Raw genomic sequence first — 25666 nt, 5'->3', positions numbered from 1 at the left:
TGTTACGTACCTGTCACGGGCGGACCGTGGCGCAGCGCTTGAGCGCCGACACGAACGCACCGACTCCGATGATCGTCTCCTCGACTCCCTCCTCTGCCACTGCACGTCCCCGATCCGCTCGGCGGTTCGGTCGTGCGGCGGCGCTCACGACGGTGACGTTGGCGGCGACGCTGACGAGCGTCGCCTCGATCGCACTGACCGAGGCCTCCCCGGTCGCCGCGTCGCCAGCGATCGCCCCCGAGATGGCGACCAACGCGCTCGCCGACCAGATCACCATGGCGGCGGCCGAAGCCGTCACCTCACTCGAGGCCTACGACCAGAGCGGGAACCCCGCCGACGCGCAGGATCTGGCGTGGCATCGGGCGATCGCCGCCCGCTACACGGCCCAGCAACTCGGCTATGACGAACTGCAGATGGTCACCGCGTGGAGCGACGCGCCCCTCGGTCATCAGCGGGCGCTGCTCGGTGCGCTGACACAGATCGGTGTGCCCTACCGCACGAACACGAGCAAGCCGGGCGTCGGCTTCGATTGCTCCGGCCTCACCACCTACGCGTGGGCAGGTGCCGGCGTCGAGTTGTACCGCCAGAGCGGATCACAGATCAACGAGGCGGCGCCGCTGACCCGTGAGCACGCAAAAGCTGGCGACCTCGTTCACTATCCCGGCCACATCATGATGTACCTCGGTGTGGGTGACGCCATCATCCACAGCATCACCCATGGCCGCACGGTCGAGGTCGACACCATCAGCGAGCGGCGTCGCAACACCGTGCGCTGGGGTGACCCCACCGCCTGACCAGAGCCGCCTGACCAGAGCCGCCTGATCGGGTCAGGCGTGAATCGGTCCGCTGGAGTCCTTGAGACTCGGCACCTGCTTGCCGGTCCGTCGAGCGATGATCTCGGCGCAGATGCTCACAGCGGTCTCCTCGGGCGTTCGTGCGCCGATGTCGAGCCCGATCGGTGACTGCAGCCGATCGAGCTGCTCAGCAGCCGACACCCCCACCTCGGCGAGGCGCTCCATCCGTCTCGCGTGCGTCGTGCGGCTGCCCATCACGCCGATGTAGCCGACGCGAGTGGCGAGTGCACCCTGCACGGCGGGCACGTCGAACTTGGGATCGTGCGTCAGGATGCACACAGCGTCACGCTGGGTCAGGCCGGCACCGAGCTCGTCGAACATCGGCCCCGGCCACGTCACGCGGACGGCGTCGGCCATCGGAAATCGGCGCTTCGTCGCGAACACCTCCCTGGCATCGCAGACGGTCACGCGGTAGCCGAGCACCTTCGCCACCCGAGCGAGCGCTGCGGTGAAATCGACCGCGCCGAAAATCCACATCTGTGGTGGCGGAGCGTGCGACTCGACGAACACGCGAATCGTCGGTTGATCGACGAGATCTTCCGGCGTGGTCTGCCCCTCGGGTCCGTAGCTGCGGACGCCGGACCTCGCGGCTTCGAGCTCCGCCACAGCGTCACGGGCGACCACCCGATCGAGTTCGGGATGACCGAGTGAGCCGAGAGGCGCCGCGCCATCGCTCGTGACGAGGAGTTTGGCGCCGACCGAGGTTCCGTCGATGACCGTCGCGAGCGCGACCGGTTCTTCGGCCGCGAGCAGTTCGGCGTAGCGATCGAAGATCGACGTCACCAGGCCAACTCCTCGATGAACAGGTGGATCGTGCCGCCGCAGGTGAGCCCGACGGCGAACGCATCGTCATCGGAGTACCCGAACGTGACGACCCGCGGTGAGGTCGTGCCGTCGAGGATCGACAGTGCCTCGCCGACCACGGCACCTTCGACACAGCCGCCGCTCACGCTGCCGGCGACCTCCCCCGACTCGGTGACGGCCATCGCTGCTCCGGGCAGTCGGGGCCCGGACCCTTCGATGTCGACGACTCGCGCCACCGCGATACGTTCACCGGTTGCGCGCCAGCGCTGGATGTCGTTGAGGAGTTCTTTCATGACGCTCGACTTTCGTGACGGGTCGAATGGTAGAGGCGAATCGCGGTTCGCAGCGATGGGCAGGCGCTCATGGCTCGCTGATGACGCGGGTCAGTTCTTCCATCGCGGCGACCGAGTGGCCTTCGACGAAGTGGTCGACGTGTGGCAGCGCCGCGGCCATACCGCGAGCGAGCGGGGCGTAGCCGGGCGTGACCTTGAGCGGGTTGACCCACACGAGGCGATGCGTGACCCGGTGGAGGCGTTCCATCTGCGCGGCGAGTTCGTCGGGGTCGCCGCGGTCCCACCCATCCGACAACACCACGACGATCGAATTGCGAGCGAGCCCGCGAACGCCCCATTCATCGTTGAAGCGTCGTAGGCCGTCGCCGAGTCGGGTGCCGCCGCTCCAGTCGCTGACTCGCTCGGCCGCCGCCGCGAGCGCAACGTCGGGATCGCGGCTCGTCAGCTCCCGGGTCATGCGCGTCAGTCGAGTGCCGAGCGCGAACGCCTCCACCTTTTGTCGGCCGGCGACCGCGGCGTGCACGAACCGCAGCAGCGCTCGCGCATAGGGCTCCATGGATCCGCTCACGTCGAGGAGCAGGACCAGGCGGCGTAAGCGGGTGGTGGGGCGACGGAAATGGCGTTCGAGCGGTTCGCCACCGGAACGGATCGTCGCCTGCATGGTCTTGCGGATGTCGGGGCGCGAGGACTGGCGCGGCGACGGGCCGAGTCGCAGTGACGCGCGAGGCGAGCCGACGAGACGGAGCTGCGTCATCAACTCCTGCGACCGCACGAGTTCGTCGGAGCTGTATTGCGCGAAGTCCTTGTGTCGGAGCACCTCTGTTGCCGAGAAGCGCAGCTCGATCACCGGATCGTCCGAGGCATCTCCCGAGTCGGCACCGTCGTCGCCGTCATCATCATCGTCGACGTCGACGGCGATGGAGATCGACAACAGTTCTTCCTCGTCGAGCGAGACGTCGGCGCCGCGCTGATCGAAGAACACGGCGAACGCACGGTCGTAGACGGCAGTGTCTTCCGGGCGGCGCGCCAGGGTGGCTCGACCGGCCCAGTAGACGCGGTCGCGCTGGTCGAATCCGACGGCGCAGAGTGCTTCGGCGAACGTGTGCGTACAACTCGTCGGCACCGACAAGCCAGCACCGCGCAAGACCCGTGTGAACGCGACGGCGATGTCGGCCGGATCCGAGCGCTGCTGCGTGCTCACCCGTGGAGCAGGCCCTTGTCGAACGCCTGCTTGATGACCGCCGCGACGCCATGCTGATCGACACGCTGGTGGTCTTCGCGGTACTTCAACACGGTGCCGAGGGTGTTGGTGACGAGGCGTTCGTCGAGGCGTGTCGCCCCGAGTCGGCCGAGCGCGTTGGCCCAATCGATCGTCTCGGCGACGCCCGGCGGCTTGTAGAGGTTGAGCTCACGCAAGGCTTCGACGGCACCGGCGACCTGGCGGGCGAGGCCGTCGTCGACGCCGGGCACGCGCAGCTTCACGATCGCCACCTCCCGCTCGAAGGTGGGGTGCTCGACCCAGTGATAGAGACAGCGGCGCTTGAGCGCGTCGTGGACGTCACGGGTCCGGTTCGACGTCAAGATGACCAGCGGCGGTCGATCGGTCGAGAAGACCCCGATCTCGGGCACGGTGATCTGGAAGTCGGACAGCACTTCGAGCAGGTAGGCCTCGAACTCGTCATCGGCGCGGTCGACCTCGTCGATCAGCAAGACCGGCGGCGGACCCTCGGTCGGCTCGATCGCGCGAAGCAGCGCACGCTTGACCATGAAACGCTCGCCGTACAGTTCGGCTTCGAGCGCGTCCGACGACATCGAACGCGACTCGCCGGTCGCCTCGGCCGCGCGCAGGTGCAGCAACTGGCGAGAATAGTCCCAGTCGTAGACCGCCTGGGCGACGTCGATGCCTTCGTAGCATTGGAGCCGGATGAGTTCGCCACCGGTTGACGCGGCGAGCGCTTTGGCCAACTCCGTCTTGCCGACACCGGCCTCACCCTCGAGTAGTAGCGGCCGCTGCAGCGTCATCGCCAAGAAGACCGCCGTCGCGATCCCGTCGTCGGGCAGGTAGCCCTGGGCGGAGAGGCGGGTGCTCACGTCATCGGGCGTCACGCCGACGACGTTACCGGAGGCCTCCACCGAGATCCGTCCCGACCGGTCCGACAGCGAAGCGTCGTCGGGCCTGGCAGGATGAGACAGTGGAGCTTCGGGTGTACTCGCCGCGTGCCGAACGAGTCGTCGTCGTCGACGACGGTGGGACCGAACGCGAGCTGCGGCGAGAACGCGGCGAGTGGTTCGGGGAGGTGTCCGACGGCGCTCGGTACCAGCTTCGGGCGTGGGGCCCGGCCGAGGGACGCTTCGATCCGCACCGCCGGCTGGTCGACCCGAACGCCACGGAGGTGTGGTTTGCCGACGGACACGCTCGCGACGGCGAGTCGGGTGCGTGGGCCGTGGCGTCGCCGTGGCCGGCACCGAGGCCGTCGCGCCGCACGACACGCCCGCTCGTCGTCGACGAGTTGCACGTTCGTGGGATGACCAGACGCCGTCCACGAGACGACGCCGGAAGCTATCGAGCCCTCGTCGACGAACTCCCTCGCCTGGCGGAGCTCGGCGTGTCGGTGATCGAACTCCTGCCGGTGCACCAGTTCGATCCGGACGAAGACAACTACTGGGGCTACATGCCGCTGGTGTTCGGTGCCGTTCACCGTCAGTACGCGGCGGGCGACGATCCGGCCACGGAACTCGCCGATCTCGTCGCCGCCGCGCACGACCTCGACATCGAAGTGTGGATCGACGTCGTGTTCAACCACACGACCGAGGAAGACGAGCACGGGCCGACCTACAACCTGCGCGGGCTCGCCGACATCGACTATTACGTCGTGCGCGCAGATCGGACCTACGTCGACGAAGCCGGGACGGGCAACATCGTCGATGCCGGTTCCGCCCCGGCCCAGCGACTGATCATGACAGCACTCGATCGATTCGCCGATCTCGGCATCGACGGCTTCCGCTTCGATCTCGCATCAGTGCTGGCACGCGATCCCGACTTCGTTCTCTCGATCGGCGATTGGGCCGACGAGCGGGGCGTGCGCCTCGTCGCTGAACCGTGGGACGTGGCGCGCTATCTCGTCGGTCGTGGTTGGCCCGACGAGCGGTGGATGCAGTGGAACGATCGCTTCCGCGACGACATGCGCGGGTTCCTCCGAGCCGAACCCGGTTTGGTGCCTGCGGTGATGCAGCGGTTGCAGGGGAGCCCTGATCTGTTCACATCGCCGTCCACGAGCCTCAACTTCATCACCGCGCACGATGGCTTCACCATGCACGACCTCGTGTCGTACGACCGAAAGCACAATGACGCGAACGGGTGGAACGGCACCGATGGTCCTGATGAGAACCGTTCGTGGAACTGCGGATGGGAAGGAGAGGTGGGCGCCCCCGAGTCGGTGCTCGCGCTGCGACGACGGCAACTCCGCAACGCGTGGGCGCTGCTGTTGCTCAGCCACGGCACGCCGATGTTCGTCGCCGGCGACGAGTTCGGCCGCACGCAACGCGGCAACAACAATCCGTACCGCCTCGACGACGAGACGTCGTGGGTCGACTGGGATCGGCGCGACGAGCACGAGTGGTTGGAGTCGTACGTCGCTCGGCTGATCGAGTTCCGAGCAGCGCATCCGGTGTTGACGCAAGCCGACTGGTGGGGCGACGACGTCGAGTGGTTCGGCGTCGACGGCGCTCCTGACCTCGCAGCGCACTCTCGGTCGATCGCCTGGCACCTCGACGGTCTGTATGCGATGGTCAACATGTGGTGGGAGCCGCTGACGTTCTCGGTGCTCGTGCCGGGCCCGTGGCGGCCGGTGATCGACACGTCGCTCGAACGCGGCGTTCTGGACGACAGCGAATTGGCGGGCGAGTACGTCGCGGTCGGGCCACGCTCGATCATCGTGCTCGCCGACGCGGCCCGCTGACGCTCGGGTTTGACGCCCTGGTCTGCCGCTCTGGTCTGCCGCTCTGGTCTGACGGGCTGGTGCCGCCCCGGGGCTCGTTCGTCGGCCAGCTCGCCTCGACGCTCTCGATGCTGCCGATGTCGGGCGGTGTGTGCCCTACGGTGTCGGCATGGACCTGAAGATTGCTGGACGTCGGGCCGCGGTCGCGGCGGCAACGTCGGGGCTCGGGCTGGGCGCGGCTCGGGCGCTCGCCAACGAAGGGGTGGGCGTCGCGATCTGTGGACGCGACCCCGAGCGGCTCGACCGAGCGGTCGAGTCGATCGGTCACGGCTGTGTCGGTTTCGTCGCGGACGTGTCGACGGTCGACGGGGCGACGGCGTTCGTCGCCGAGGCGGCCGAACGGCTCGATGGACCGATCGACATTCTCGTTCCCAACGGTGGCGGCCCACCACCCGGAACGTTCGCGACCACCCCGATGGAGGCCTACTCGCCAGCACTCGACCAGAACCTGATGTCGATCGTGGCGATGTGCCAAGCGGTGGTGCCTGGCATGCAGACTCGTGGCTGGGGGCGCATCGTGGCGATCACTTCGCTGTCGGTTCGTCAACCCATCGGGCAGTTGATCCTGTCGAACACGGCTCGCGCTGGCCTCACCGCGTTCCTCAAGACGCTCGCGCTCGAATTCGCTGCCGACGGTGTCACCGTCAACACCGTGCAGCCGGGCATGCACGACACGCCCCGGCTCGACGCGCTCTACTCCCCGGAACAGAAGGCAGCGATCACGCTGGGCGACCCCGACGACTTCGGTTCAGTCGTCGCGTTCTTGTGCAGTGACCAGGCCCGCTTCACCACCGGTGTCCAACTCCACGTCGACGGCGGAGCGTACGGCGGGCTCCTCTGAGGCGTCCGTCCGTTCCTCGATGATCCTCCAGATCCAGAAGCTGAACCCGACGATCATCCATCCGGCGATCGCGTCGGCGAAGTAGTGCTCGGCGAAGTACATCAGCGACAGCGCCATCGCCGCCGGGTACGCCAACATGACGATCCGCCAGCGCCAGTCGACGACCCAGCGGAACAGGAACACCACGACGAACAGCGAGAACGCCGAGTGCAGTGAGGGCATCGCAGCGACCGGGTTCGCCCAATCGCGGCCGGTGTCCCAGGCCTGCACGGCTGCGTCGAGGCCGATGTGGCGCCATCCGTTGCCCGTGGGGCGGCGCAGTGGCGCAAGCGCCCCGTAGCCGTAGTCGGGATCGCCGGCCATCCACGGGGGAGCGGTGGGTACCACGACGAACAGAACGCAGCCGATGAACAGCATCGTGGCGAAACGCCGCATGTAGCGGACCCACTGCGTGCGGCTGACGAGCCACAACACGGCGATCGTCACCGGCGGCACGATGAAGTGGGAGTAGTACACCATCGAGCCGACGACGTCGTACCAGCGCACGACACCGGCGGGAGCGAGGAAACGCTCCTGCAGGATCACGACGGCATCGTTACCGACGAACACGAACCGATCGATGTTTCGCACCGACTCGACCTGAATCGGGAAGCCGAGTTGATCGGCGATGCCGCGGCTCTCCGCATACGCGAGCCACATCGCGGCAAACAGGGCGAAGTCACCGAGCGACCGCAACCAGTGCCCAGGTGGTCGGCCGACGCTGGCGATCACGAAGAAGAGCGCCATCGACGACAGGACGAGGACGTGATTGATGATGATCCCTCGACTGAAGAACCACCAGACGTACCCGATTCCGTAGAGCGCGACGAGCCCGTACCGGATCTGTCGCCATCGCGCCGCGGACATCTCCGCGACGCTACCCGGGGTTCACCCTCCGGTCATCTCACCGGCGTAACGGTTTGTGTCTGACACAAACCGTTACGCCTGGCGGTCAGGCGCTGGCGTGTTCGAGGGCTCGGCGGGTGAGGACGCGGGCGAGGTGTTCGCGGTACTCGATGCTGGCGTTGAGGTCGGCCGTGGGGTCGCAGCCGTTGGCGGCGAGAGCGGCTGCGTCCTCGATCGATGCGCCACCAGCGAGCGCCGAGCTGACCTCGGAGGCGAGGATCGGGACCGAACCCATGTTGACGAGCCCGACGCCCGAGTCACCGTTGCGACGCCACGCGGCAACGCCGACGATGGCCCAGTCCTGGGCGCGACGGTTGAACTTCTGGAAGCTCCACCCGGCGCCCTGCATCTTCGGCACGCGAATCTCGGTGAGCATCTCGTCGGCGGCGAGCGCCGTCGTCAAGAAGCCCTGGTAGAAGTCACCGGCGGCGATTTCGCGAGTGCCGTTCGGGCCCTGCGCGACGTACGTGGCGCCCAGCGCCAGGGTGGTCGCGGGAAGATCGGACGCCGAGTCGCTGTGAGCGATCGAGCCGCCGATCGTGCCACGGTGGCGAACCTGTGGATCGCCGACGTGCGACGCGGCGTGCGCGAGCAGCGGGACGTGCTCGTGCAGGATGGGCGAGTTCTCGACATCCATGTGGCGCGTGAGCGCGCCGATCGCGATGACGTCGCCGTCGTCACGGATGTATGACAGGTCGCTGAGCCGCCCGATGTCGATCAACACCGTCGGCTGGGCCAGACGGAGCTTCATCAGGGGCAGCAGGCTGTGGCCTCCGGCAAGGAACTTGGATTCGTCCCCGTGTTGGCCGATCAGGCTGATGGCCTCTTCGGCCGACTCGGCCCGGACGTATTCGAATGATGCGGGGATCACTGGTTGCTCTCCTGGGAGTTGAAAGGCGTGCTGGACGAAATGTAGACGGTCGGAGCGGATCGGGTGGCACTCGGCGTGCCGTGGTCGGGTGTACCGGTCATTGCTGGGCTTCCTGGATTGCCTGCCAGACCTTGAGGGGGCTGGCCGGCATCTGGATGTCGGTGACGCCGAGACCCGACAGCGCGTCGACCACGGCGTTCATCACGCAGGGGGCGGCACCGATCGTGCCCGCTTCGCCGACGCCCTTGACGCCCAGCGGGTTGGTCGGCGACGGCGTGACGCTCACCCCGGTCGTGATGCTCGGCACGTCGCTCGCTGCGGGCACCAGGTACTCGGCCAGCGTCGACGACTGCAGGTTGCCGTCGCTGTCGTAGCGAGCCTCCTCCCAGAGCGCCTGAGCAAGGCCCTGGATGACGCCACCGTGGACCTGGCCTTCGACGATGAGGGGGTTGACCTGGACGCCGCAGTCGTCGACGGCGACGTACTGGAGGACCTCGACCTCACCGGTCTCGACGTCGATCTCGACGGCGCACATGTGGGTGCCGAACGGCCACGAGAAGTTCGGCGGGTCGTAGGTCACCTGCGCTTCGAGGTTCGGCTCGACCCCGTCGGGGAGATCGTGAGCGGTGAACGCCTCGAATGCGACCGCGGCGAGTGGCATCTCCTTGTCGGGCTGACCGGCGATCCGGAACACGCCGCCGGTGAATTCGAGGTCGTCGGGGTTGGCCTCCATCTGGTGGGCAGCGATCTGGCGTGCCTTGTCGATGACCTTGTCGCAGGCCATCCCGATGGCGACACCGCCGACCGGGAGTGACCGCGACCCGTACGTGTCGAGCCCCAGCGGTGCGATGGCGGTATCGGAGTGCAGCACCTCGATGTCGGCGGGATCGATGCCGAACTTGTCGGCGGCGATCATCGACCAGGAGGTCTCGTGCCCCTGGCCGTGTGGGGCGGTGCCCGTGACGACTTGGATCTTCGACGTCGGCAGCACTCGCACGGTCGCCGATTCCCAGCCGCCGGCCGAGTAGTTGAGCGAGGCGAGCACGCGCGACGGAGCGAGCCCGCACATCTCGAAGTACGTCGACACGCCGATGCCCAGACGCTTCGTCGCATCGGGCGTGTTCTGCTCGGCCTGACGGGCTCGCAGGCCGGCGTAGTCGAGGAGTCCCTCGGCCACGCGGGCGGCCTTGTCGTGGTCGCCGGAGTCGTACACGAGCCCGGTGTAGGCCTCGTAGGGATACGACTCGGTCGGGATGAAGTTCCGGCGCCGGATCTCGAGCGGGTCGATGCCCATCTTGCGGGCGAGCGCGTCCATCGCATGCTCGATCGCGTACGTCGCCTCGGGCCGTCCGGCACCTCGGTAGGCGTCGGTCGGTGTCATGTTCGTGAAGACCGACGTACAGCTGAAGTCGAACGCCTTGGGCAGGTGATAGACGCCGCCGTAGAGGAAGGCACCGAGCAGCGGCACGCCCGGAGCGACCAACTGGAGATAGCCGCCCATGTCGCCGATCAGCCGCACGCGCAGCCCGGTGAGCTTGCCGTCGGCGTCGGCGGCCAGCTCGATCTCCTGGATCTGGGCTCGACCGTGGCACGTCGCCTGGGCGTTCTCGCTGCGCTCCTCGTTCCAACGAACCGGCTTGCCGAGCTTTCGGGCGAGGGCCACGCAGAGCAGTTCTTCGGCGTACACGTTGAGTTTGGAACCGAACCCGCCGCCCACGGCCGGGCACACGACTCGCATCTGCTGTTCGGGGATTCCGAGGGTGAGTGCGGTCATCACCTTCAAGATGTGGGGCACCTGCGTCGCCGAGTAGAGCGTCATGTTGCCGCCGAAGGGCTCGGGCATGGCCACGACCGCACGCGGCTCCATCGCCATCGGAATGAGCCGCTGCTGGACGTAGCGCTCCTTGACCACGTGCGGGGATTCCTGCATCGCCCGTTCGCAGTCACCCTCGTTCTCCTCGATCACCAGCGGCCAGGTGTAGGACGCATTCGTGCCGAGTTCCTCATGGATGACCACGCGGTCGGACAGCGCTTCCTCGAGATCGATCACGGCCTCCAGCGGCTCGTACTCGACGATGATGGCCTCGAGCGCGTCGCGAGCGATCGCATCGGTCTCGGCGAGGACACAGGCGACACCGTCGCCCACGTACACGGCTTTGCCGACGGCCAGCGGATAGTGCGGTGGATTCAACATGTCGTCGGTGACCGGCCAGGCGCACGGCATCGGCGCAGCCCACAGGTCCATCACTTGCTCGCCGGTGAACACCGAATGCACGCCAGCCATGGATGCGGCCTCACCGGTGTCGATCGACACGATGCGTGCATGTGCGTACGGGCTGCGCAGCACCGCCATGTGCAGCGCCCCCGGCACCTTCATGTCGTTGGTGAACACGGCTTCGCCGGTCAACAGCGCCGGATCCTCCTTGCGGAGCATTCGTGTGCCGATGACCGAGGTTCCGGTCGTCGATGGATCGTCGGTGATGGTCATGTCGTGAACCCCCAGTTCACTCGCCGTGTCGATGATGGGTGTGCTCGCCAGAGCACGGGTGCATCCGGCGTTCCCCCGAACGCCGGATGCACCGCTGTGTGTTGCGTGGTGTGGTGCTGCGGCCGTCAGGCGTTGGCCGCAGCCAGCACCGACTTCACGATGTTGTGGTAGCCCGTGCAGCGGCACAGGTTGCCTTCGAGGCCGATGCGGACGTCGTCTTCGGTCGGGTTCGGATTCTCTTCGAGCAGGCTCGTCGCAGCCATCACCATTCCCGGTGTGCAGTAACCGCACTGCAGGCCGTGGTTCTCCATGAAGGCCTGTTGCATCGGGTGCAGTGTGCCGTCGGCGGCGGCCATGCCTTCGATGGTGCGAACCTCCATGCCGTCGGCCTGCGCGGCGAGGACCGTGCAGCTCTTCACGGCTTCACCGTTGAGGTGGATCGAGCAGGCGCCACACGACGACGTGTCACAGCCCACGTTGGTGCCGGTGAGGCCGGCGTGTTCGCGGATGTAGTGGACCAGGAGTGTGCGCGCTTCGACGTCGTGCGTCTGCTGCTGTCCATTGATCGTGATGCTGACTTCCACGAAAACCCCCAATGGTTCTGTGTTGTGGTGATGGTGATGTGCGTACGTGACGCGCGCCACCATCATGCCTCATTTGGCACCGAGAGGTTTCACGCAACGCGCGATCGTGCGCAAGTGCGCCTGGCGACGACCGAGCGACAGAGTGGGTCAGACCCTCTCTGTCGCCCGCTCGCCTCGCCGACTCGACTCACGGACGGATGAGTCGTGCTCGGCCGTCGAGCGCCGTCCGGATGCGGTCGCTGCCGTCGTGGTGCTGGAAGATCGCGGCGAGCGTCTCCACACCGTCGACGAGTCTGGGCCCGGGACGGACGATCAACGCGTCGGCGTCGATCGCCCACACGGCGGCGCGGGCGGGCAGCCGATCGAGCACGTCTCGGGCTTGGTCGGCAGCGGCGTCGAGGCCGAACCCGCAGGGCGCCACGACGATCAGATCGGGATCGCACTCGGCGATCGCCGACCAGTCGGTGGGGACCGAGCGATCGCCCGGTCGGGCGAGCACCGGGTTCGCGCCCGCAGCGAGAACGAGGTCCGGCACCCAGTGCCCGGCCACGAAGGGAGGATCCGACCATTCGAGTACGAACACGTTCGGCATCGTGTGCCCCGCCGTCGCTGCTTCCACGGCCGCCAGGCGGCGTCGGGCGTCGCCCGCGACCTCGTCGGCCCGGTCGCGCACGCCGAGTGCGTCGCCGACCGTCGTGATGGTGTCGAGCACCTCGTCGAGCGTGTGCGGATCGAGCGTCACGGTCACCGCGGCACAACCGAGCCGGGTCATGGCCGCATCGGCGTCACCCGCCGGAAGTGCGCAGACACGACACAGGTCCTGCGTGAGTACATGGGTCGGCGCGCATTCGCGAAACCCGTCCTCGTCGAGGCGGTACAGGTCGTCGCTGGCGGCGAGACGCTCGCGAACCAGCGCGTCGATCTGCGTCGGGGTGAGTCCGTGCGTGTCGAGGCCGCCGACGACCACCCGACGAGTGGTCCGAGGATCAGGTGGGAAGTCGCACTCGAACGTCACGCCGACGAGATGGTCGTCCAGGCCGAGGGCGTACACGATCTCGGTCGCCGCAGGGAGCAACGACACGATCCGGGGTGGCGTCGGTGTTGGCGCGTCGGCATCCATTCCTCCAGTCTGGCGCGCCGCGTCGCCGTAGCGAGCCGTCGGTGATGAGGATCCCGGCGCACGTGTCGCGCCGGTTCTCATCGCTTTGTCGTCTGGAGGACGGAGCCGGAGCGGGCATCGACGCGGAGTGCGTCGCCGGTGGAGACGCGTCGGGTTGCTCCTGTCACGTTGGTGATCGACGGGATGCCGAGCTCGCGCAGGAGGATCGAGCCGTGGGAGAGGTCGCCGCCGATCTCGACCACGACGGCGGCGACGTGACCGAGGGTCGAGATCCAGCCAGCATCGATCGACCGAGCTACGAGGATCGTGGTGTCGGGAGCGAACCCGGGCGGGAGCGTCGAGGAGGGTTCGTCGAGCACCCAGGCGATGCCCTCGACGCGTCCCGTCGACAGCGGCAAGCCGCGAAGCGGGCCGTCCGGAGTGTCCGACTCGCTCGATGCGTGCGACTCGATCGACCATGACGCCGGATCATCGAGCAGCTGCACGACGTGGGGGACGTCGATGTCGTCGAGCACGTGGCGGAGTTGTTCGCGTTCGTGCCAGAACGATGGCTCGGGCATCCATCCCCTGTCGAGTCGGCGCGTCTCATCGGCGTCGAGTAGCCAGAGATCATCGACCTCGCGCAGTTGACCGCGACCCACGGCGGTGTCAGCCAAGCGAACGAGCGACCGTCGCACCGACTGGAAGCTCCGCATCGCGTCGTGGCGAAACCGCTCTCGCGCATCGAGGGGCCGCTTCGCGATCCACCAGACCGGTGAGGTCAGCCGACCGCGAACGGTTCGTCGTGGTGGCCCGTTCTCGGCGGCCTCGAGTGAGGTCGCCGTGCGCGCGTTCGAGGGTGGGAGCGACGACGTCGGCTCGTCGGCCAATGCCTCCGGGTCGTCGGCGTAGCGAGGTCGGGCGATGTCGCTTTCGTAGACGCCGCGATGCCCGAAGTCGCGGAGGAATTCGGCGAGCAGCGGACCGCGGTCCGGCTCGGGTGTGGTGCGCAGCTCGGCACGACGTCGGGCCAATTCGGCGGTGATGGTTCGATGGCGGGCGGCGTGCTCGTAGAGGGTGCCGCTCGAACGCAGGACGGCCAGAGGCGGTCCGATCGCCGACGACAGGGGGAACATCCCGGTCACGAGCGCGACGTACGCCCGGTGCAGGTCGTCGACCGCGGCGGTGAAGTCGGCGGCGGGACGCGCACCGATCGCCGCGACCCGACGCCGATTCCGGGACGCGAACGCAACCGCGGAGACCTGAGCGAGACCGAGCCGAACGAGCGCCGGACTCCTCCGGACGATCCGCATCGGAGCACCGGGTTGGTCGACGCCGTGGCCACCGCCGATCGACTCGGCGACGAGCTTGGTCGGCAGCCCGAGGTGGCGCATCATGTCCTCGAGCAATGACAGGTTGATCATGGGCCGCCCGGCGACGACGTGCAGGAAGTCACGGTCGGCAGGGAGACCAGGAACCCGCCGTCGGTACCAGTCGAACAGGTCGGGCCCGGCCTCGGCGATCACACTCGTCATGAGCTGTGAAGGAAGCCGGGGAAGGATCTCGGCGTGGTTCGCCGCAGTGAGTGTTTCGTCGCGCAGTGGGGCCGCGGTGATCGGCCGAATCTGGATCAACCAGCAGCGGTCGCCGTCATCGGCCCACTCGATGTCCCACGGACGGTCGCCGAACTCGTCGCGGACGTCTCCGAGCAGTGCCTGCAAGCGTCGGGGCCAACCGTCGTCAGCCTGTTCGAGTCGTGCCAGCAGCAAGCGTTCTCCTTCGACCTCGCCGCCGACGAGACGATCGGCGAGACCGTCGGTCACGTTGACGAGGTCGTCGTAGCGGCCCGGTTCGCTGAAGGCGACGCCGGCGTGGTCGGCGTCGACCATCTCGAGCAGCAACACGTCGCGCCGGAAGTCGCCGTCTCGACGCAGTGCCGACGCGCGCACCTCGTCGATGGCGTGCGAGATGTTCGACGACTCGACGTCGAGCAGCGTCGTGAACCATCCGGCGAGGCTCTCGTCGCGGCGGTCTTCGGCGCCGAACGCCGATCGGACGGCGACGCGCCGTCCCGCGGGAAACGCGGCGCCGTCGAGCGGATTCCAAGAAATGCCGTCGGGGACGAGGAGTCCGTCGGGCACCGCCAACCCTGCGGCCAGTGCTCGATCGAGGAGCGCGGCCTTGTCGGAGACGCCGAGGCCCGCCAGCGTGCCCGACCCGAGCCGAAGCGCGCCGGTCGGTGCGAGCGGCGCCGACGGTTCAGGTCGCGGGCGTCGCCAGCGTGCGCGCAAGTCGCTGGATGACATCGGCGTACTCCTCCGGTTGCTCGATCATCGGGAAGTGATCCCAGCCGGCCTCGATCACACGCTTCGCGGCTGGAGCCTTCGACGCGATCCCATCGGTCTGTCCCGACTTCAGGACCCGATCGTGCTCACCCCAGAGGAGCACGGTGGGGAGGGCGGTGATCGGTTCGAGCGCCTCGAACCACTCGGCGTCGATGATCTCGAACATCTGACCGAACGCCTCGCACGATCGGTAGCCCTCGAAGAACACGTCGAGGTCGGCGTTGGGCGCGCCGATCGGGAAGAAGACGCGGCGCCATACGGGACGCAGAAGACGCGCGGAGATCGCCCGGCGGATCAGTTCACGAACCGGTCGAGTCGACATGATCTTGGGGAACAGGCGGGTGTCGAGGTCGGCGCCGACCGGAGCGTGGAGGATCAATCCCGACATGGTCTCGGGTCGACGACTGGCCAGATCGAGGGCGATCGAGCCACCGATGCCGTGCCCGAGCACGACGGGAGGCCGAGCGGCGCCGTCGGTACCGCCGTCGCCATCACCGGCGGCCTGGACCAACAGGCCGGCGAGATGGTCGGCGTAGGCAGCGACATCGCGCAACGACGGATCGAGCGGCACGCCGTTGAAGCCGGGCAGGTCGACCGCGACGAAGCGGATGCCGTCGCCGAGGTCGGTACGGACGCGATCGAAACGAGTGCTGCCCCCTCCGTTGCCGTGCACCGCGACGACCGTAACCGTCGAAGGCTTGGCCGGCTCCCCGGTCGTCGGTGTCGTCGGTGTCGTCGGTGTCTCGGTCATCGAATGCCCAGTTCTCTCGGAAGGCTCGTCAGGTCGGGGTGATCGCCGGCGTAGCGCCCGCGGAACTCACCGATGATCGCACCGCTGCGGATCGCGAAGATCGTCGGCAGCGTCCAGGCGTCGCCGATCTTGCGGTTGATGAAGTGGCCGTCGAGCGTGGCCCGGATCCCGGATCGCCACGATCGGATCCCGAACATCGCTCGCCAGTTGCCCCGCTCGACGCCGAACGCTCGATACAGCGAGCCGTCGGGGTCGGCGATCGCGCTGGCATCGGCGAAGAGCGTGCCGAAGTACATGGCGCCTTGCTCGGCGGTGCCTTGATAGACGAACACGACTCGCGGATAGTCGGGCTCCTGGTCGACGATGGCAGCGAACTCGCTGACCAGTTGACGGTAGAAGAGTCAACCGTAGTGTCGGAGGAACACGAACAGACTGGGGCGGCCGGCCGCCGCGACGATCTCGCCGAGGGTCCAGCCGCTCCCGATGCCGAAGCCGGACACCACACGCGTGAGCAGGCTGTCGTCGAGCGTCCTGGCCGTCTCGTGCACCGAGAAGCGTGGGTCGGAGATCGACATCTCCGAAGCGTCGCAGGCGCGCCGCATTGCATCTGAACCGTGCGACTGTGTCACGCAACACACCGTCACGCTGACATCGCGCCTCTCCGACATCGCGCGGTGCGCACCTCGCGCCGCGATCGGCGAGGAGTTCAGCTGGCGAGGTCGGCGATGTCTTTGATCGTCAGGTACACGAGGAAGCCGATGATGACGGTACCGAAGACCGTGTAGTGCCAACGTTTCGAGTGATCGGCTCGCCAGAACCGGCGGATCGAGTACACGATCGACACCATCGCCAGCAGACCGATCACGATCCCGATCACCGGACCCACGCCGCGCGCGATGCCAACGAGCGGCAACACGAACGGCAACACGATGTACATCAGCAGGCACCGGCACGTGGTGAACGCCAACGATTTCTGGAAGGCCGATCGCGCCTCGGCGGCCGTGGAGGTCTTGCCTTCGGGGAGGCGAAGGAGCCGACGCATGAATCGGTCGGCCGGCGAGGCGGACGTCGCCGGATGCGGAGCACCCGTGGGTGCGCCGGTGGAGGGCTCGGCGGTCGTGCTCATGTCTGCCTGGAACGGTAGGTCGCAGCGACGGCTCCGACAACTTCTGCGGGGGTGTCGACCACCGCGCAGGCCCCCGCGCCCAGCAATTCGTCGTGCGAGCCGAAGCCCCACGACACGCCGATGCAGTCGATCGCGTTCATGTGGGCACCTTCGACATCGTGATCTCGATCGCCCACCATCACCACGTGATCGAGCGCGATGCGGTCGTGGGCGCCGATTCCGAGCCGGCGAAACGCTTCGGTGATCACCTCGGCTTTCGTGCGACGACTCGATCCGACTTCCGGCGACGAACCGACCTGCGCTCGGAAGTAGCCGGTCAACCCGAAATGCTCGGTGATGCGTACGGCGACGTGCTCGGGTTTGGCGGTCGCCAACGTCAATGCGTGTCCGGCAGAACGGAGGCCGTCGAGCATCTCGTGCACCCCGTCGTAGACGTCGTTCTCGAACAATCCGACGTCGTCGTAGCGAACTCGATACGTGTCGATCAACCGCTCGAGGTCGTCGACGTGGACCCCGATCTTGGGAAGTGAGACTTCGAACGGCGGTCCGATCAGGTTGCGGATCGTGGCGTCGTCGGGTGGCTCGTATCCACACTCGCTGAAGGCATGGATCAGCGAGCGGCCGATGCCAGCCGACGAGTCCGACAGCGTGCCGTCGAGGTCGAGCAGGACGTGGGTGACAGGAGGGTGGGTCATGACAGTCTCGAGTCGTGGTCGGGGTCGGCTGATGCGTCGTCGTCCGATCCGACGATACGTCCAGCGCAGCGTCGCTTCACACCTGGTCGAGGCGGTCGAGGCCGCGTCGAGCGAACCACAGTGTCGCCGTCGCCAGCCCGACGACCGCGACCAGCCCGCCCCAGGTGTGATCCCAGGTCATGTCGGGATCGAGGAACCCGAGTCGAGCGAGTCGGATGATGTTATTGAGTGGGTTGACCCGCACCACCGAATCGAGCCAGCCCTGGATGACGAACGAGGGCGTCTGCGCCTCGGTGAGGAACAATCCGAGGAACAAGGTCAGCTGCATGATCGCCGCCGCCCGCATGTCACGGAAGCGGTAGGCGAGGCCGAGCGACCAACCGGTGCCGATCGCGGCGATGCCGAGGCCGGCCGCGTACAGCGGGACGAGGCCAAGCGGGCCGTGGGTGAGTCGCGCGCCGAACAGGGTCCCGACGATCAGCACGACGGTGATCACGATGACGGCGCGAGCGAGCGCGGCGAGGAGCAATCCGGTGATCAACGCCAGCCGCGGGGTCGGAGTGAGCCGAAGGCGGTCGTAGAAGCCACCTTCGAGATCTCGAATGGTCGAGAACCCGACGCCGATACCGGCGAACCCGCAACCCATCAGCACCGCGAGGGGCATGAACCAGTTGATCGACCGGTCGGTGGGGAATCCCGGAATCTGGATGATCGCGAAGAACGTTCCCGAGAACGCTATGGCTTGGACGATCGGCATCATCACCGACGGGATGAACGCCGACGGCAGGCGCACGATGTTGCCGAGGCTGCGGCGTGCGAGGCCGACCGAGGCGGGAGCGAGGCCGGTGCGCAACTCGTTCGTCGGGCGATCGGTGCGTTGATCGATCGTGCTCATGACGCTCCCAGCCGTCGGTGGAGCGAACGGACCGCCAACGCGACCGTCAGGACGGAGAGGACGGCAGGGATGGCGATCGCCCGCACGAGCGCCGATGTCGACGCACCCTCGATCACGAGGTCACGCATGCCTTCGACGAGATGGGAAATCGGGTTCCAGTCGGCGAGCGTGGCGTAGATCCCGCTCATCGTCTCACGGGGGAAGAACGACGACGAGAAGAACAGCGCGATGAACAGCAGCGGGAACGCGCCTTGCGTTGCCTCGGACGATCCGGTCGCGATGGCCATGGTCGCCATCAGCGCGCCGACGGCGAGCGCGAGGAAGGTGCCGGCGATCACGAGTCCGATGACGGCCACGACCCCACCCTTGATCGACAACCCGAAGGGGAGGAGCACGGCGACGAAGAACGCCGACTGCACGGCGCCGTAGACCATCCCACCGGCCATGCGGCCGACGATGATGCTCGTGCGACTCGTCGGCGAGCTGAGCAGACGGTCGAAGAACCCGTTCTCGATGTCGGTGGCGAGTGCGGTCGCTCCGACCGTCGAGCCGAACAGGACGCCCTGCGCGATCGCACCGGCCAAGGCGAAATCGAGGTACGAGTCGACCTCGGGAAAGCCGGGGACGTCGATCGCTCGGCCGAATGACGCGGTGCCGAGCGCGGCGAAGAACAGCGGGAAGATGATCGACGGCACGACGAGCGCTGGTTGGCGGGCGAGCGCGATGATCGCTCGCTTCGACATCGCCCAGGTCTGCGCGATCGTCGACGGATCGAGTCGTCGCTCGTCGATGGCGGTGGCGACGGGGGGAGCGATCGTCATTCTGCGCCCTCGAGCCGGTGGCCGGTCGCCTCGGCGAACACGTCGTCGAGGCTGGGTTCGCGCAACTCGAGGTTGGCGACGTGGATGCCAGCGTCGTCGAGTTGGCGCACCACGGTCGACACGGCGCCAGGGCCGTCGTCGAGGCCGACGCCGAGCGTGCCCTCCGGACTCGGCCGCGGCTCGCCGAACGTCGCGAGGACGGCGGTCGCCTGCTCGCGGTGGTCGGCGGGGACGGAGACGAACAGCGTCGGCGACCCGACCTCCGCCTTCAGTTCGGCGGGGCGTCCCTTGCGGACGATCACACCGTTGTCGATGATCGCGATGCGCTCGGCGAGTTGATCGGCTTCTTCGAGGTACTGAGTGGTCAACAGCACCGTCGTGCCGTCGTCGTTGAGGCGACGGATCTCCTCCCAGAGCGAGATCCGGCTCATCGGGTCGAGCCCGGTCGTCGGCTCGTCGAGGAACAGCACCGACGGCTCGTGGATCAACGACAACGCCAGGTCGAGACGGCGCCGCATGCCGCCCGAGTAGGTGCCGACGCGTCGCTCGCCGGCGGCGGTCAGGCCCACTCGCTCGAGGAGTTCGCCCGCCCGCTGACGGTGCTGCTGTTTGGGGAGTCCGTACAGCACGGCTTGCAGCAGCAGCAACTCCTCACCGGTCATGAGCGGGTCGATCGCCGCGTCCTGCAGGGCCACGCCGATGTTGCGACGTACGCTGTCGGCTTCTGTCACGACGTCGAATCCGGCGACGCGTGCGGTGCCGCCGGTGGGGCGCAGCAGCGTGGTCAGCATGCGAACGGTGGTGGACTTGCCGGCCCCGTTCGGTCCGAGGAAACCGAAGACCTCGCCCGGCTCGATCTGGAGATCGACTCCGTCGACCGCCTTCACCAAGGTGTCTCCCGATCCGAAGTAGCGCTGCAGTCCTTCGGCGACGATCGGATTCGTCATCTGGTCCACGATTCGCTGGTGATCTCACACATCATTGGTTGCAGTCTGCACCCATTTTCGTCAAGCGGCGACATCGGCCCCACGAATCGAACGCCAAACGGTCCGGCATGCGTCGGTCGGCGCAGACGTGCGACGATGCGGTCATGGCTGAGTTCTACGGTGCGCACCAACGGTTGCTGCAGGACGACTTCGACACCCGTCGCCTCGCGGACGTTCATCTGATGACGATCGTGCAGGCCGGCATCGACGACGATCGCCGTGCGTTCATCGAATCACGCGACTTCTTCTTCCTGTCGACCATCGGGGCCGACGGCTGGCCGACCGTGTCGTACAAGGGCGGAGGGGTCGGAGTGGTCCAGGTCGAAGACGAACGCACGATCGTGTTTCCCAGCTACGACGGCAACGGAATGTTCCTGTCGATGGGCAACATCGGCGCCACCGCGAAGATCGCGCTGCTGTTCATCGACTTCGAGACCCCGAATCGGCTTCGACTGCACGCCGAGGCCACGGTCCACGACGACGATCCGATGTTGGATCGGTTTCCTGGAGCGCAACTCATCGTGCGCGGCCGCGTCGAGAACACGTTCGTCAACTGCGCTCGCTACATCCATCCCCATGAGCGAGTTCGCGCATCCGACTACGTGCCCGATGCGAACGGGTCGCAGCCGTATCCGGCCTGGAAGCGGATCGATCTGCTGCAGGGGTTCCTCCCTGCAGCAGATGAGGGCAAAGCGGCCGACGCCGGCGGTGAGATCGACGTCGAGGAGTACGCGCGACGTCTCGCCGACGGTACGAGTTGACGAGCGGCGATGCCGGGCAGGTCGGGTCGGCCTCGATCGGCGGATCAGGCGCCGCGCAGGATCTGGCGGATCAACGGTTCGTAGTGCTCGAGCGGGTTGCTCGTGTAGTTCGCATCGAAGGCCGTCTGGTCGTACTCGGCGCAGAACTCCTCGGTGTAGTCGAAGTGTTCGTGCCCGCGGAACTGCTCGCGGGCGTTGCCGTCGAGGCCGATGTGATCCCAGAAGTAGTAGCCCTGGAAGGTGCCGTGGTGCTTGACCATGAAGTAGTTGGCATCTGACACGAACGGCTTCACGATTCCGGCAGCGATGTCAGGGTGGTTGTACGGGCTGAGCGTGTCGCCGATGTCGTGGATCAGCGCACAGAAGACGTACTCGTCGTCTTTCCCGGCTCGCTCGGCACGGGTGGCGGTTTGCAGGCTGTGTTCGAGGCGGTCGACGGGGAACCCGCCATGATCCGACGCCAGATCTCGCAGCAGCCCGATGACTCGATCGGCGACCAGCGACTGGGTGACCTCGAGTTGCGGCACGATGAGCGCCCAGTCCTCGGCGGTCGACTCCTCGAAGGACGTGAACGACGCTCGGGGGTGGGCGCTCGTGGTGGGATCGATCGTGTCGGTCATGGCCGGGCCTTTCGTGTTCGAGGTGGTGTTCGGGCGATGGCGACAGAGTGGGTCTGACCCACTCTGTCGTGTCGAGATGGCGGACGGGTGCGGGCGACAGAGTGGGTCTGACCCACTCTGTCGCTCAGTTCGTGGCGGACTGGATGGCTCGCCAGACGCGCTCGGCGGTGGCGGGCATGTCGATGTGGCGGACACCGAGATGGCTCACCGCGTCGACCACGGCCGACTGGACGGCCGGGGTCGAACCGATGGTGCCGGACTCGCCGATGCCTTTCGCTCCGAGCGGGTTGACGAAGGTCGGGGTCTCCATGTGGATGACCTCGAAGCTCGGCAACTCGGCCGACGAGATCATTCCGTAGTCGGCCAGGTTCGACGTGACCGGGTTGCCGTCTTCGTCGTACCGCACCTCTTCGAGCAGCGCTTGGGCGGTGCCCTGGGCAATGCCGCCGTGGATCTGTCCGTCGAGCAGCAGCGGGTTGATGACTCGGCCGGCATCGTCACACGCGATCTGGCGCAGGTGCTTGACCTGGCCAGTGCCGGTGTCGACCTCGACGACGGCGACGTGCGCACCGAACGGGAACGTCGCCATCTCGGCGACGAACATCGTGTCGACGGTGAGATCGGCGCCGTCGTGCTTCGCCGCAACGGCGATGTCGGCCCAGGTCTTCGACACCGCCGGGGTGCCGGCGACGTGGAACGCGCCGCGCTCTTTGTCGAGCACGATGTCGGCCTCGTCGGCTTCCAGCATTTTCGCTGCGAGCTTCTGTGCCATGTCGACGAGTTCCTGCGCGGCCTGGTTGACGGCGACGCCACCTTGCTGCAGCGAACGAGAGCCCATCGTGCCGCCACCGGACGGGACGAGATCGGTGTCACCCCAGATGAGGGTGATCTTGTCCATCGGGATGCCGGTCTGATCGCTGGCGATCATCGACCATGCGGTGTCGTGGCCCTGGCCGTGGGGGCTCGTGCCCGTGTAGACGTTGGCGGTGCCGTCGTCGTTGACTTCGATCTTCGCGCCCTCCTGCTTGGGGTCGACGCCACCGGTGATCTCGACGTAGACGCTCACGCCGATGCCGAGTTGCTTGGCATCGCCCGACTCGCGGCGAGCGGCCTGCTCGGCGCGCAACGCTGCGTAATCGGCTGCCTCGAGCGCCTTGTCGAGCGCACCTTCGAAGTCGCCGACGTCGTAGACCTGACCGATGGCGGTCGTGTGCGGCGTGTCGAACTTCGCGATGAGGTTCTTGCGGCGCACCTCGGCCGGGTCCTGGCCGATCTCGGCGGCGAAGACGTCCATGACCCGCTCGATCGCAGCGGTCGCCTCGGGGCGGCCGGCACCGCGGTACGCCACCGTCGGGGTGGTGTTGGTGACCACCGACGTGGTGCGTACTTCGATGTTGGGAATGTCGTAGACGCCCGATGCCATCGGGCGGGTCATGAACGGCGCGAGGATCGTGCCCATGTCGGCGAAGCCGCCGGAGTCCTGGATGGCGTGCAGTTGGTAGTGGGTGACCTTGCCGTCACGAGTCCCGCCGAGGGTGACGTGCTGCATCTGCGCACGACCGTGACCGAGTGCCATCATCGACTCGCTGCGGGTTTCACGCCACGTGACGGGGCGGCCGAGTGCTTTCGAGATCGGGCCGAGGAGCAACTCTTCGGGGTAGATGCCGATCTTCGCGCCGAAGCCACCGCCGACGTCGGGGGCGATGATGCGGACGTCGTCTTCGGTGATGCCGTTCGCCTGAGCGGTCGGCGCCTTGGCGCCCTGCGAGTGCTGCGTCGAGAGCCACTGGTAGAGCCGCCCGTCGACCCACGCGGCTGCCGCGCCGCGGACCTCGAGGGGGCACGGGGCGACGCGCTGGTTGAGGAAGTGGCCGTCGACGACGACCTCACAGCCAGCGAAGTACTCCTCTGCCGGCGTGTTCTCGGGGATGCCGAGCGCCGTGGTGTCGAACACGACGTTGGACCCGGCCTCTTCGTAGATCAACAGGTCGGACATCATCGCCGCTTCGGGATCGATGTGCGCCGGCAGGAAGTCGATGTCGGCGAACACGGCTTCGGCAGCGTCGGCCGCTTGCTCGCGCGTCTCGGCGACGACTGCAGCGATCGGCTCGCCGACGTAACGCACCTTGCCGCTGGCGAGCAGGGTGCGCGACACCATCGGGTTGAAGACGGCCGGGGTGGGCTGCAGTCCCAAGGACTCGGCGGTGTGGACGGCCAGGACGCCGGGCATGTCGATCGCGTCGGACACGTCGATACCGTTGATCGTGCCGTGGGCGATGGGGGAGCGCACGAAGTGCACGCACGCAGCGCCGGCGAGTCGGTCGTCGACCATGTCGTCGACGTACACGCCGCCCGAGGTGAGGAACTTCGGATCTTCCTTGCGCTGGACCCGATTGCCCAGGATGCTGCCACCAGTCACGTGTACCCCTTGATGTTGAGACTCGGTTGTTGAATGTCCGGAATCGATCGTCGCCTGACGGGAACGTCGGGTCGGACATGACGTCGGTCACGAACTTAGCCGCATCGAGCGGCGCGATGGCCACCCGAGTGGACGCATTCCGCGACCCCCGGTCGTGCGGAGGCACTGTTGTCGCGGTACCGCTGGTCGCGGTCAGCCGTCGTCGTTGGTCGGCGCTGGCGCTGGGCCCGCTGCAGTCGCTGCGATGATCTGGGTGACCACGTTGTACGGCCAGCCATCGGGCAACGCGGTCGACAGATCCGGGAACGGCAGAATCGACGTGCGGCGTTCGCCCGCTTCGACGTAGCCGTAGTCCTCTCTCGCCGCTTCGCGGATGCCGTCGTCGGTTTTCAGCCGGTTGACCTCGGCTTCGAGTTCGGTGTTGACGCGGGTGAGTTCGTCGAGTTGGGTGCGGCGTTGGACGAGGTCGACGTCTTGATCTCGCCAGGTGCCGATCGGGAGGACGAACACCGCGGCGCCGACCGCTCCGATGAGCGCCACCGCGAAGAGCGCGGCGAAGACGGCCAGGCGCGGCCGGCGGGAAATCCGCTTGTCGATCGGAATCGGCCGGGTGAAGTCACCGAGGCGCGACGACCCCTCCTTCGACGCCGCGCCGGGTGCCGGTCGCTTGATCGAGGTGGTGGCGTTACGGGGCACCGCACGATTCTGCCAGGACCGACCCGTGTTCCCCCGTCATCCCCGCAAGTCCCTCGACCTTCACCACAGGTCGACCCTGCCCGTCCACCGCCGACCCGACGCCGCATTCCGCCTCGCCGCCAACGTGGCGGTCGACGTGGCGGTCGACGTGGTGTCTGCTCGTCGTGGCCAACACCAGATCGACGTCAACGTGGTGTCTGACACCAGATTGACCAGATCGACGTCAACGTGGTGTCTGACACCAGATTGACGTGGTGTCTGACACCAGATTGACCGCCTGATCGGCACTGCTCGAACGGGGCTCAGGCGCGCGGCGAGCGCGGGAGCACGAAGCAGACGTCGTCCCAGCCGGGGCTCCTGACGTCGAGGAAGGCGGAGGTGGGTCCCTCTGCGGTGAAGCAGCCGTTTCCGATCAGCAAGAGGTTCGCCGTCGCGGTCAGGTTCTGGATGCTCGACGGCACCTCTCCGTCGAGCTCGTTGTCGTTGAGCCAGAGGTTGATCAGGATCACCAATGCTCCGATCTCGGTCGGCAGCGTTCCGTCGAACCGGTTGTTGGAGAGGTGTGAGCCCGGTGAGGGCGCCGATCGCGGTGGGCATGAATCCCGTCAGTCCGTTGGCAGGCAGATCGATGGCCGAGACCCGCCCGGACGCGCGCTGCACGCCGAACCAACCGCAGGTTGTGGTCGTGTTCAGCCAGTCGGTGTTGTCGACCCAGTTCGCCCCGTCGGCCGTGTCGAACCGGGCGACGAGGGTCTCGCAGTCGGCCAACGCGAT

General features: G+C 67.2%; 26 protein-coding genes. 4 read left to right on the top strand and 22 right to left on the bottom strand.

The window, feature by feature from the left end; translation table 11 throughout:
• The first annotated feature begins 68 nt into the window (after positions 1–68).
• Positions 69–794, top strand: coding sequence for a C40 family peptidase (locus ACE37B_RS07660; protein WP_409922683.1), 726 nt, complete (start codon positions 69–71; stop codon positions 792–794).
• Between the two features lie 33 nt (positions 795–827).
• Here the strand turns inward: ACE37B_RS07660 and ACE37B_RS07655 are convergent, their stop codons facing one another.
• The 4 genes from ACE37B_RS07655 to ACE37B_RS07640 form a co-directional block, all read right to left on the bottom strand.
• Positions 828–1637, bottom strand: coding sequence for an XdhC family protein (locus tag ACE37B_RS07655; RefSeq protein ID WP_409922682.1), 810 nt, complete (start codon positions 1635–1637; stop codon positions 828–830).
• Positions 1634–1951 carry an XdhC family protein gene (locus ACE37B_RS07650; protein ID WP_409922681.1) on the bottom strand — a complete coding sequence of 106 codons (318 nt, stop codon included), beginning with the start codon at positions 1949–1951 and terminating at the stop codon, positions 1634–1636. Before ACE37B_RS07650 ends, ACE37B_RS07655 begins: the two co-directional genes overlap by 4 nt.
• Positions 1952–2018: 67 nt before the next feature.
• Positions 2019–3152 carry a vWA domain-containing protein gene (locus tag ACE37B_RS07645; RefSeq protein ID WP_409922680.1) on the bottom strand — a complete coding sequence of 378 codons (1134 nt, stop codon included), beginning with the start codon at positions 3150–3152 and terminating at the stop codon, positions 2019–2021.
• Entirely contained in the window at positions 3149–4057 is a 909-nt protein-coding gene (locus tag ACE37B_RS07640; RefSeq protein ID WP_409922679.1) for an AAA family ATPase, read from the bottom strand. The genes ACE37B_RS07645 and ACE37B_RS07640 overlap by 4 nt, the downstream gene beginning before the upstream one ends.
• Positions 4058–4143: 86 nt before the next feature.
• Between ACE37B_RS07640 and ACE37B_RS07635 the strand changes: the two genes are divergently transcribed.
• Together ACE37B_RS07635 and ACE37B_RS07630 are read left to right on the top strand one after the other, a co-directional pair.
• A complete protein-coding gene (locus ACE37B_RS07635) occupies positions 4144–5910 on the top strand; it encodes an alpha-amylase family glycosyl hydrolase (RefSeq protein ID WP_409922678.1) in 1767 nt (588 codons plus the stop codon).
• A gap of 148 nt (positions 5911–6058) precedes the next feature.
• On the top strand, positions 6059–6790 hold the full coding sequence (locus tag ACE37B_RS07630) for an SDR family oxidoreductase (protein ID WP_409922677.1): 732 nt from the start codon (positions 6059–6061) through the stop codon (positions 6788–6790).
• On the opposite strand, the gene ACE37B_RS07625 is transcribed toward ACE37B_RS07630, so the two are convergent.
• From ACE37B_RS07625 to ACE37B_RS07560, 14 genes are all read right to left on the bottom strand, one after another.
• The gene (locus ACE37B_RS07625; protein ID WP_409922676.1) at positions 6698–7696 is read right to left on the bottom strand and encodes a phosphatase PAP2 family protein; all 999 of its coding nucleotides are present in this window, start codon (positions 7694–7696) and stop codon (positions 6698–6700) included. The two genes, ACE37B_RS07630 and ACE37B_RS07625, sit on opposite strands and share 93 nt — an antisense overlap.
• A gap of 85 nt (positions 7697–7781) precedes the next feature.
• A complete protein-coding gene (locus ACE37B_RS07620) occupies positions 7782–8606 on the bottom strand; it encodes an FAD binding domain-containing protein (RefSeq protein WP_409922675.1) in 825 nt (274 codons plus the stop codon).
• A 97-nt stretch (positions 8607–8703) separates the two neighbouring features.
• Entirely contained in the window at positions 8704–11094 is a 2391-nt protein-coding gene (locus ACE37B_RS07615; RefSeq protein ID WP_409922674.1) for a xanthine dehydrogenase family protein molybdopterin-binding subunit, read from the bottom strand.
• 125 nt (positions 11095–11219) lie between these two features.
• Positions 11220–11678: a (2Fe-2S)-binding protein gene (locus ACE37B_RS07610; protein ID WP_409922673.1), complete on the bottom strand. Its 459-nt coding sequence runs from the start codon at positions 11676–11678 to the stop codon at positions 11220–11222.
• A 187-nt stretch (positions 11679–11865) separates the two neighbouring features.
• Positions 11866–12798 (bottom strand): ABC transporter substrate-binding protein, encoded by a 933-nt coding sequence (locus tag ACE37B_RS07605; RefSeq protein WP_409922672.1) that lies wholly within the window; start codon positions 12796–12798, stop codon positions 11866–11868.
• A gap of 77 nt (positions 12799–12875) precedes the next feature.
• A complete protein-coding gene (locus tag ACE37B_RS07600) occupies positions 12876–15083 on the bottom strand; it encodes a PEP-utilizing enzyme (protein WP_409922671.1) in 2208 nt (735 codons plus the stop codon).
• Positions 15037–15873: an alpha/beta fold hydrolase gene (locus ACE37B_RS07595; RefSeq protein WP_409922670.1), complete on the bottom strand. Its 837-nt coding sequence runs from the start codon at positions 15871–15873 to the stop codon at positions 15037–15039. The genes ACE37B_RS07600 and ACE37B_RS07595 overlap by 47 nt, the downstream gene beginning before the upstream one ends.
• Complete coding sequence (locus ACE37B_RS07590) at positions 15870–16205, bottom strand: hypothetical protein (protein WP_409922669.1); 336 nt, start codon at positions 16203–16205, stop codon at positions 15870–15872. The genes ACE37B_RS07595 and ACE37B_RS07590 overlap by 4 nt, the downstream gene beginning before the upstream one ends.
• A 69-nt stretch (positions 16206–16274) precedes the next feature.
• Positions 16275–16448, bottom strand: a complete 174-nt coding sequence (locus ACE37B_RS07585; protein WP_409922668.1) for a hypothetical protein — start codon at positions 16446–16448, stop codon at positions 16275–16277.
• Positions 16449–16579: 131 nt separating this feature from the next.
• Positions 16580–16999: a hypothetical protein gene (locus tag ACE37B_RS07580; RefSeq protein ID WP_409922667.1), complete on the bottom strand. Its 420-nt coding sequence runs from the start codon at positions 16997–16999 to the stop codon at positions 16580–16582.
• Positions 16996–17694, bottom strand: coding sequence for an HAD hydrolase-like protein (locus ACE37B_RS07575; RefSeq protein WP_409922666.1), 699 nt, complete (start codon positions 17692–17694; stop codon positions 16996–16998). Before ACE37B_RS07575 ends, ACE37B_RS07580 begins: the two co-directional genes overlap by 4 nt.
• Before the next feature lie 76 nt (positions 17695–17770).
• Positions 17771–18589, bottom strand: a complete 819-nt coding sequence (locus tag ACE37B_RS07570) for an ABC transporter permease (RefSeq protein ID WP_409922665.1) — start codon at positions 18587–18589, stop codon at positions 17771–17773.
• Positions 18586–19410: an ABC transporter permease gene (locus ACE37B_RS07565; protein ID WP_409922664.1), complete on the bottom strand. Its 825-nt coding sequence runs from the start codon at positions 19408–19410 to the stop codon at positions 18586–18588. The genes ACE37B_RS07570 and ACE37B_RS07565 overlap by 4 nt, the downstream gene beginning before the upstream one ends.
• On the bottom strand, positions 19407–20357 hold the full coding sequence (locus ACE37B_RS07560; RefSeq protein WP_409922663.1) for an ATP-binding cassette domain-containing protein: 951 nt from the start codon (positions 20355–20357) through the stop codon (positions 19407–19409). Before ACE37B_RS07560 ends, ACE37B_RS07565 begins: the two co-directional genes overlap by 4 nt.
• A 143-nt stretch (positions 20358–20500) precedes the next feature.
• On the opposite strand from ACE37B_RS07560, the gene ACE37B_RS07555 reads away from it, so the two are divergent.
• The gene (locus tag ACE37B_RS07555; RefSeq protein WP_409922662.1) at positions 20501–21157 is read left to right on the top strand and encodes a pyridoxamine 5'-phosphate oxidase family protein; all 657 of its coding nucleotides are present in this window, start codon (positions 20501–20503) and stop codon (positions 21155–21157) included.
• A gap of 44 nt (positions 21158–21201) precedes the next feature.
• Here ACE37B_RS07555 and ACE37B_RS07550 read toward each other — a convergent pair whose 3' ends face one another.
• The 4 genes from ACE37B_RS07550 to ACE37B_RS07535 form a co-directional block, all read right to left on the bottom strand.
• Positions 21202–21777 carry an HD domain-containing protein gene (locus ACE37B_RS07550; protein ID WP_409922661.1) on the bottom strand — a complete coding sequence of 192 codons (576 nt, stop codon included), beginning with the start codon at positions 21775–21777 and terminating at the stop codon, positions 21202–21204.
• 124 nt (positions 21778–21901) lie between these two features.
• Positions 21902–24196: a xanthine dehydrogenase family protein molybdopterin-binding subunit gene (locus ACE37B_RS07545; RefSeq protein WP_409922660.1), complete on the bottom strand. Its 2295-nt coding sequence runs from the start codon at positions 24194–24196 to the stop codon at positions 21902–21904.
• A gap of 192 nt (positions 24197–24388) precedes the next feature.
• Positions 24389–24892: an FtsB family cell division protein gene (locus ACE37B_RS07540; RefSeq protein WP_409922659.1), complete on the bottom strand. Its 504-nt coding sequence runs from the start codon at positions 24890–24892 to the stop codon at positions 24389–24391.
• A gap of 302 nt (positions 24893–25194) precedes the next feature.
• Positions 25195–25401 carry a hypothetical protein gene (locus ACE37B_RS07535; protein ID WP_409922658.1) on the bottom strand — a complete coding sequence of 69 codons (207 nt, stop codon included), beginning with the start codon at positions 25399–25401 and terminating at the stop codon, positions 25195–25197.
• Between the last annotated feature and the right edge of the window lie 265 nt (positions 25402–25666).

This window comes from Ilumatobacter sp. (assembly GCF_046290335.1).
Taxonomy (GTDB): Bacteria; Actinomycetota; Acidimicrobiia; order Acidimicrobiales; family Ilumatobacteraceae; genus Ilumatobacter_A.
The sequence above is the reverse complement of the archived record's forward strand: the minus strand, read 5'-3'. Positions and strand labels throughout refer to the sequence as shown.

Bases quoted from the DNA above. Each gene is read 5' to 3' on its own strand.
- ACE37B_RS07555 (WP_409922662.1), top strand. From the start codon at position 20,501: ATGGCTGAGTTCTACGGTGCGCACCAACGGTTGCTGCAGGACGACTTC.
- ACE37B_RS07570 (WP_409922665.1), bottom strand. From the start codon at position 18,589: ATGAGCACGATCGATCAACGCACCGATCGCCCGACGAACGAGTTGCGC.
- ACE37B_RS07595 (WP_409922670.1), bottom strand. From the start codon at position 15,873: ATGACCGAGACACCGACGACACCGACGACACCGACGACCGGGGAGCCG.
- ACE37B_RS07630 (WP_409922677.1), top strand. From the start codon at position 6,059: ATGGACCTGAAGATTGCTGGACGTCGGGCCGCGGTCGCGGCGGCAACG.
- ACE37B_RS07650 (WP_409922681.1), bottom strand. From the start codon at position 1,951: ATGAAAGAACTCCTCAACGACATCCAGCGCTGGCGCGCAACCGGTGAA.
- ACE37B_RS07565 (WP_409922664.1), bottom strand. From the start codon at position 19,410: ATGACGATCGCTCCCCCCGTCGCCACCGCCATCGACGAGCGACGACTC.
- ACE37B_RS07615 (WP_409922674.1), bottom strand. From the start codon at position 11,094: ATGACCATCACCGACGATCCATCGACGACCGGAACCTCGGTCATCGGC.
- ACE37B_RS07600 (WP_409922671.1), bottom strand. From the start codon at position 15,083: ATGTCATCCAGCGACTTGCGCGCACGCTGGCGACGCCCGCGACCTGAA.
- ACE37B_RS07585 (WP_409922668.1), bottom strand. From the start codon at position 16,448: ATGTCGATCTCCGACCCACGCTTCTCGGTGCACGAGACGGCCAGGACG.
- ACE37B_RS07625 (WP_409922676.1), bottom strand. From the start codon at position 7,696: ATGTCCGCGGCGCGATGGCGACAGATCCGGTACGGGCTCGTCGCGCTC.
- ACE37B_RS07560 (WP_409922663.1), bottom strand. From the start codon at position 20,357: ATGACGAATCCGATCGTCGCCGAAGGACTGCAGCGCTACTTCGGATCG.
- ACE37B_RS07605 (WP_409922672.1), bottom strand. From the start codon at position 12,798: ATGGATGCCGACGCGCCAACACCGACGCCACCCCGGATCGTGTCGTTG.
- ACE37B_RS07580 (WP_409922667.1), bottom strand. From the start codon at position 16,999: ATGAGCACGACCGCCGAGCCCTCCACCGGCGCACCCACGGGTGCTCCG.
- ACE37B_RS07575 (WP_409922666.1), bottom strand. From the start codon at position 17,694: ATGACCCACCCTCCTGTCACCCACGTCCTGCTCGACCTCGACGGCACG.
- ACE37B_RS07550 (WP_409922661.1), bottom strand. From the start codon at position 21,777: ATGACCGACACGATCGATCCCACCACGAGCGCCCACCCCCGAGCGTCG.
- ACE37B_RS07660 (WP_409922683.1), top strand. From the start codon at position 69: ATGATCGTCTCCTCGACTCCCTCCTCTGCCACTGCACGTCCCCGATCC.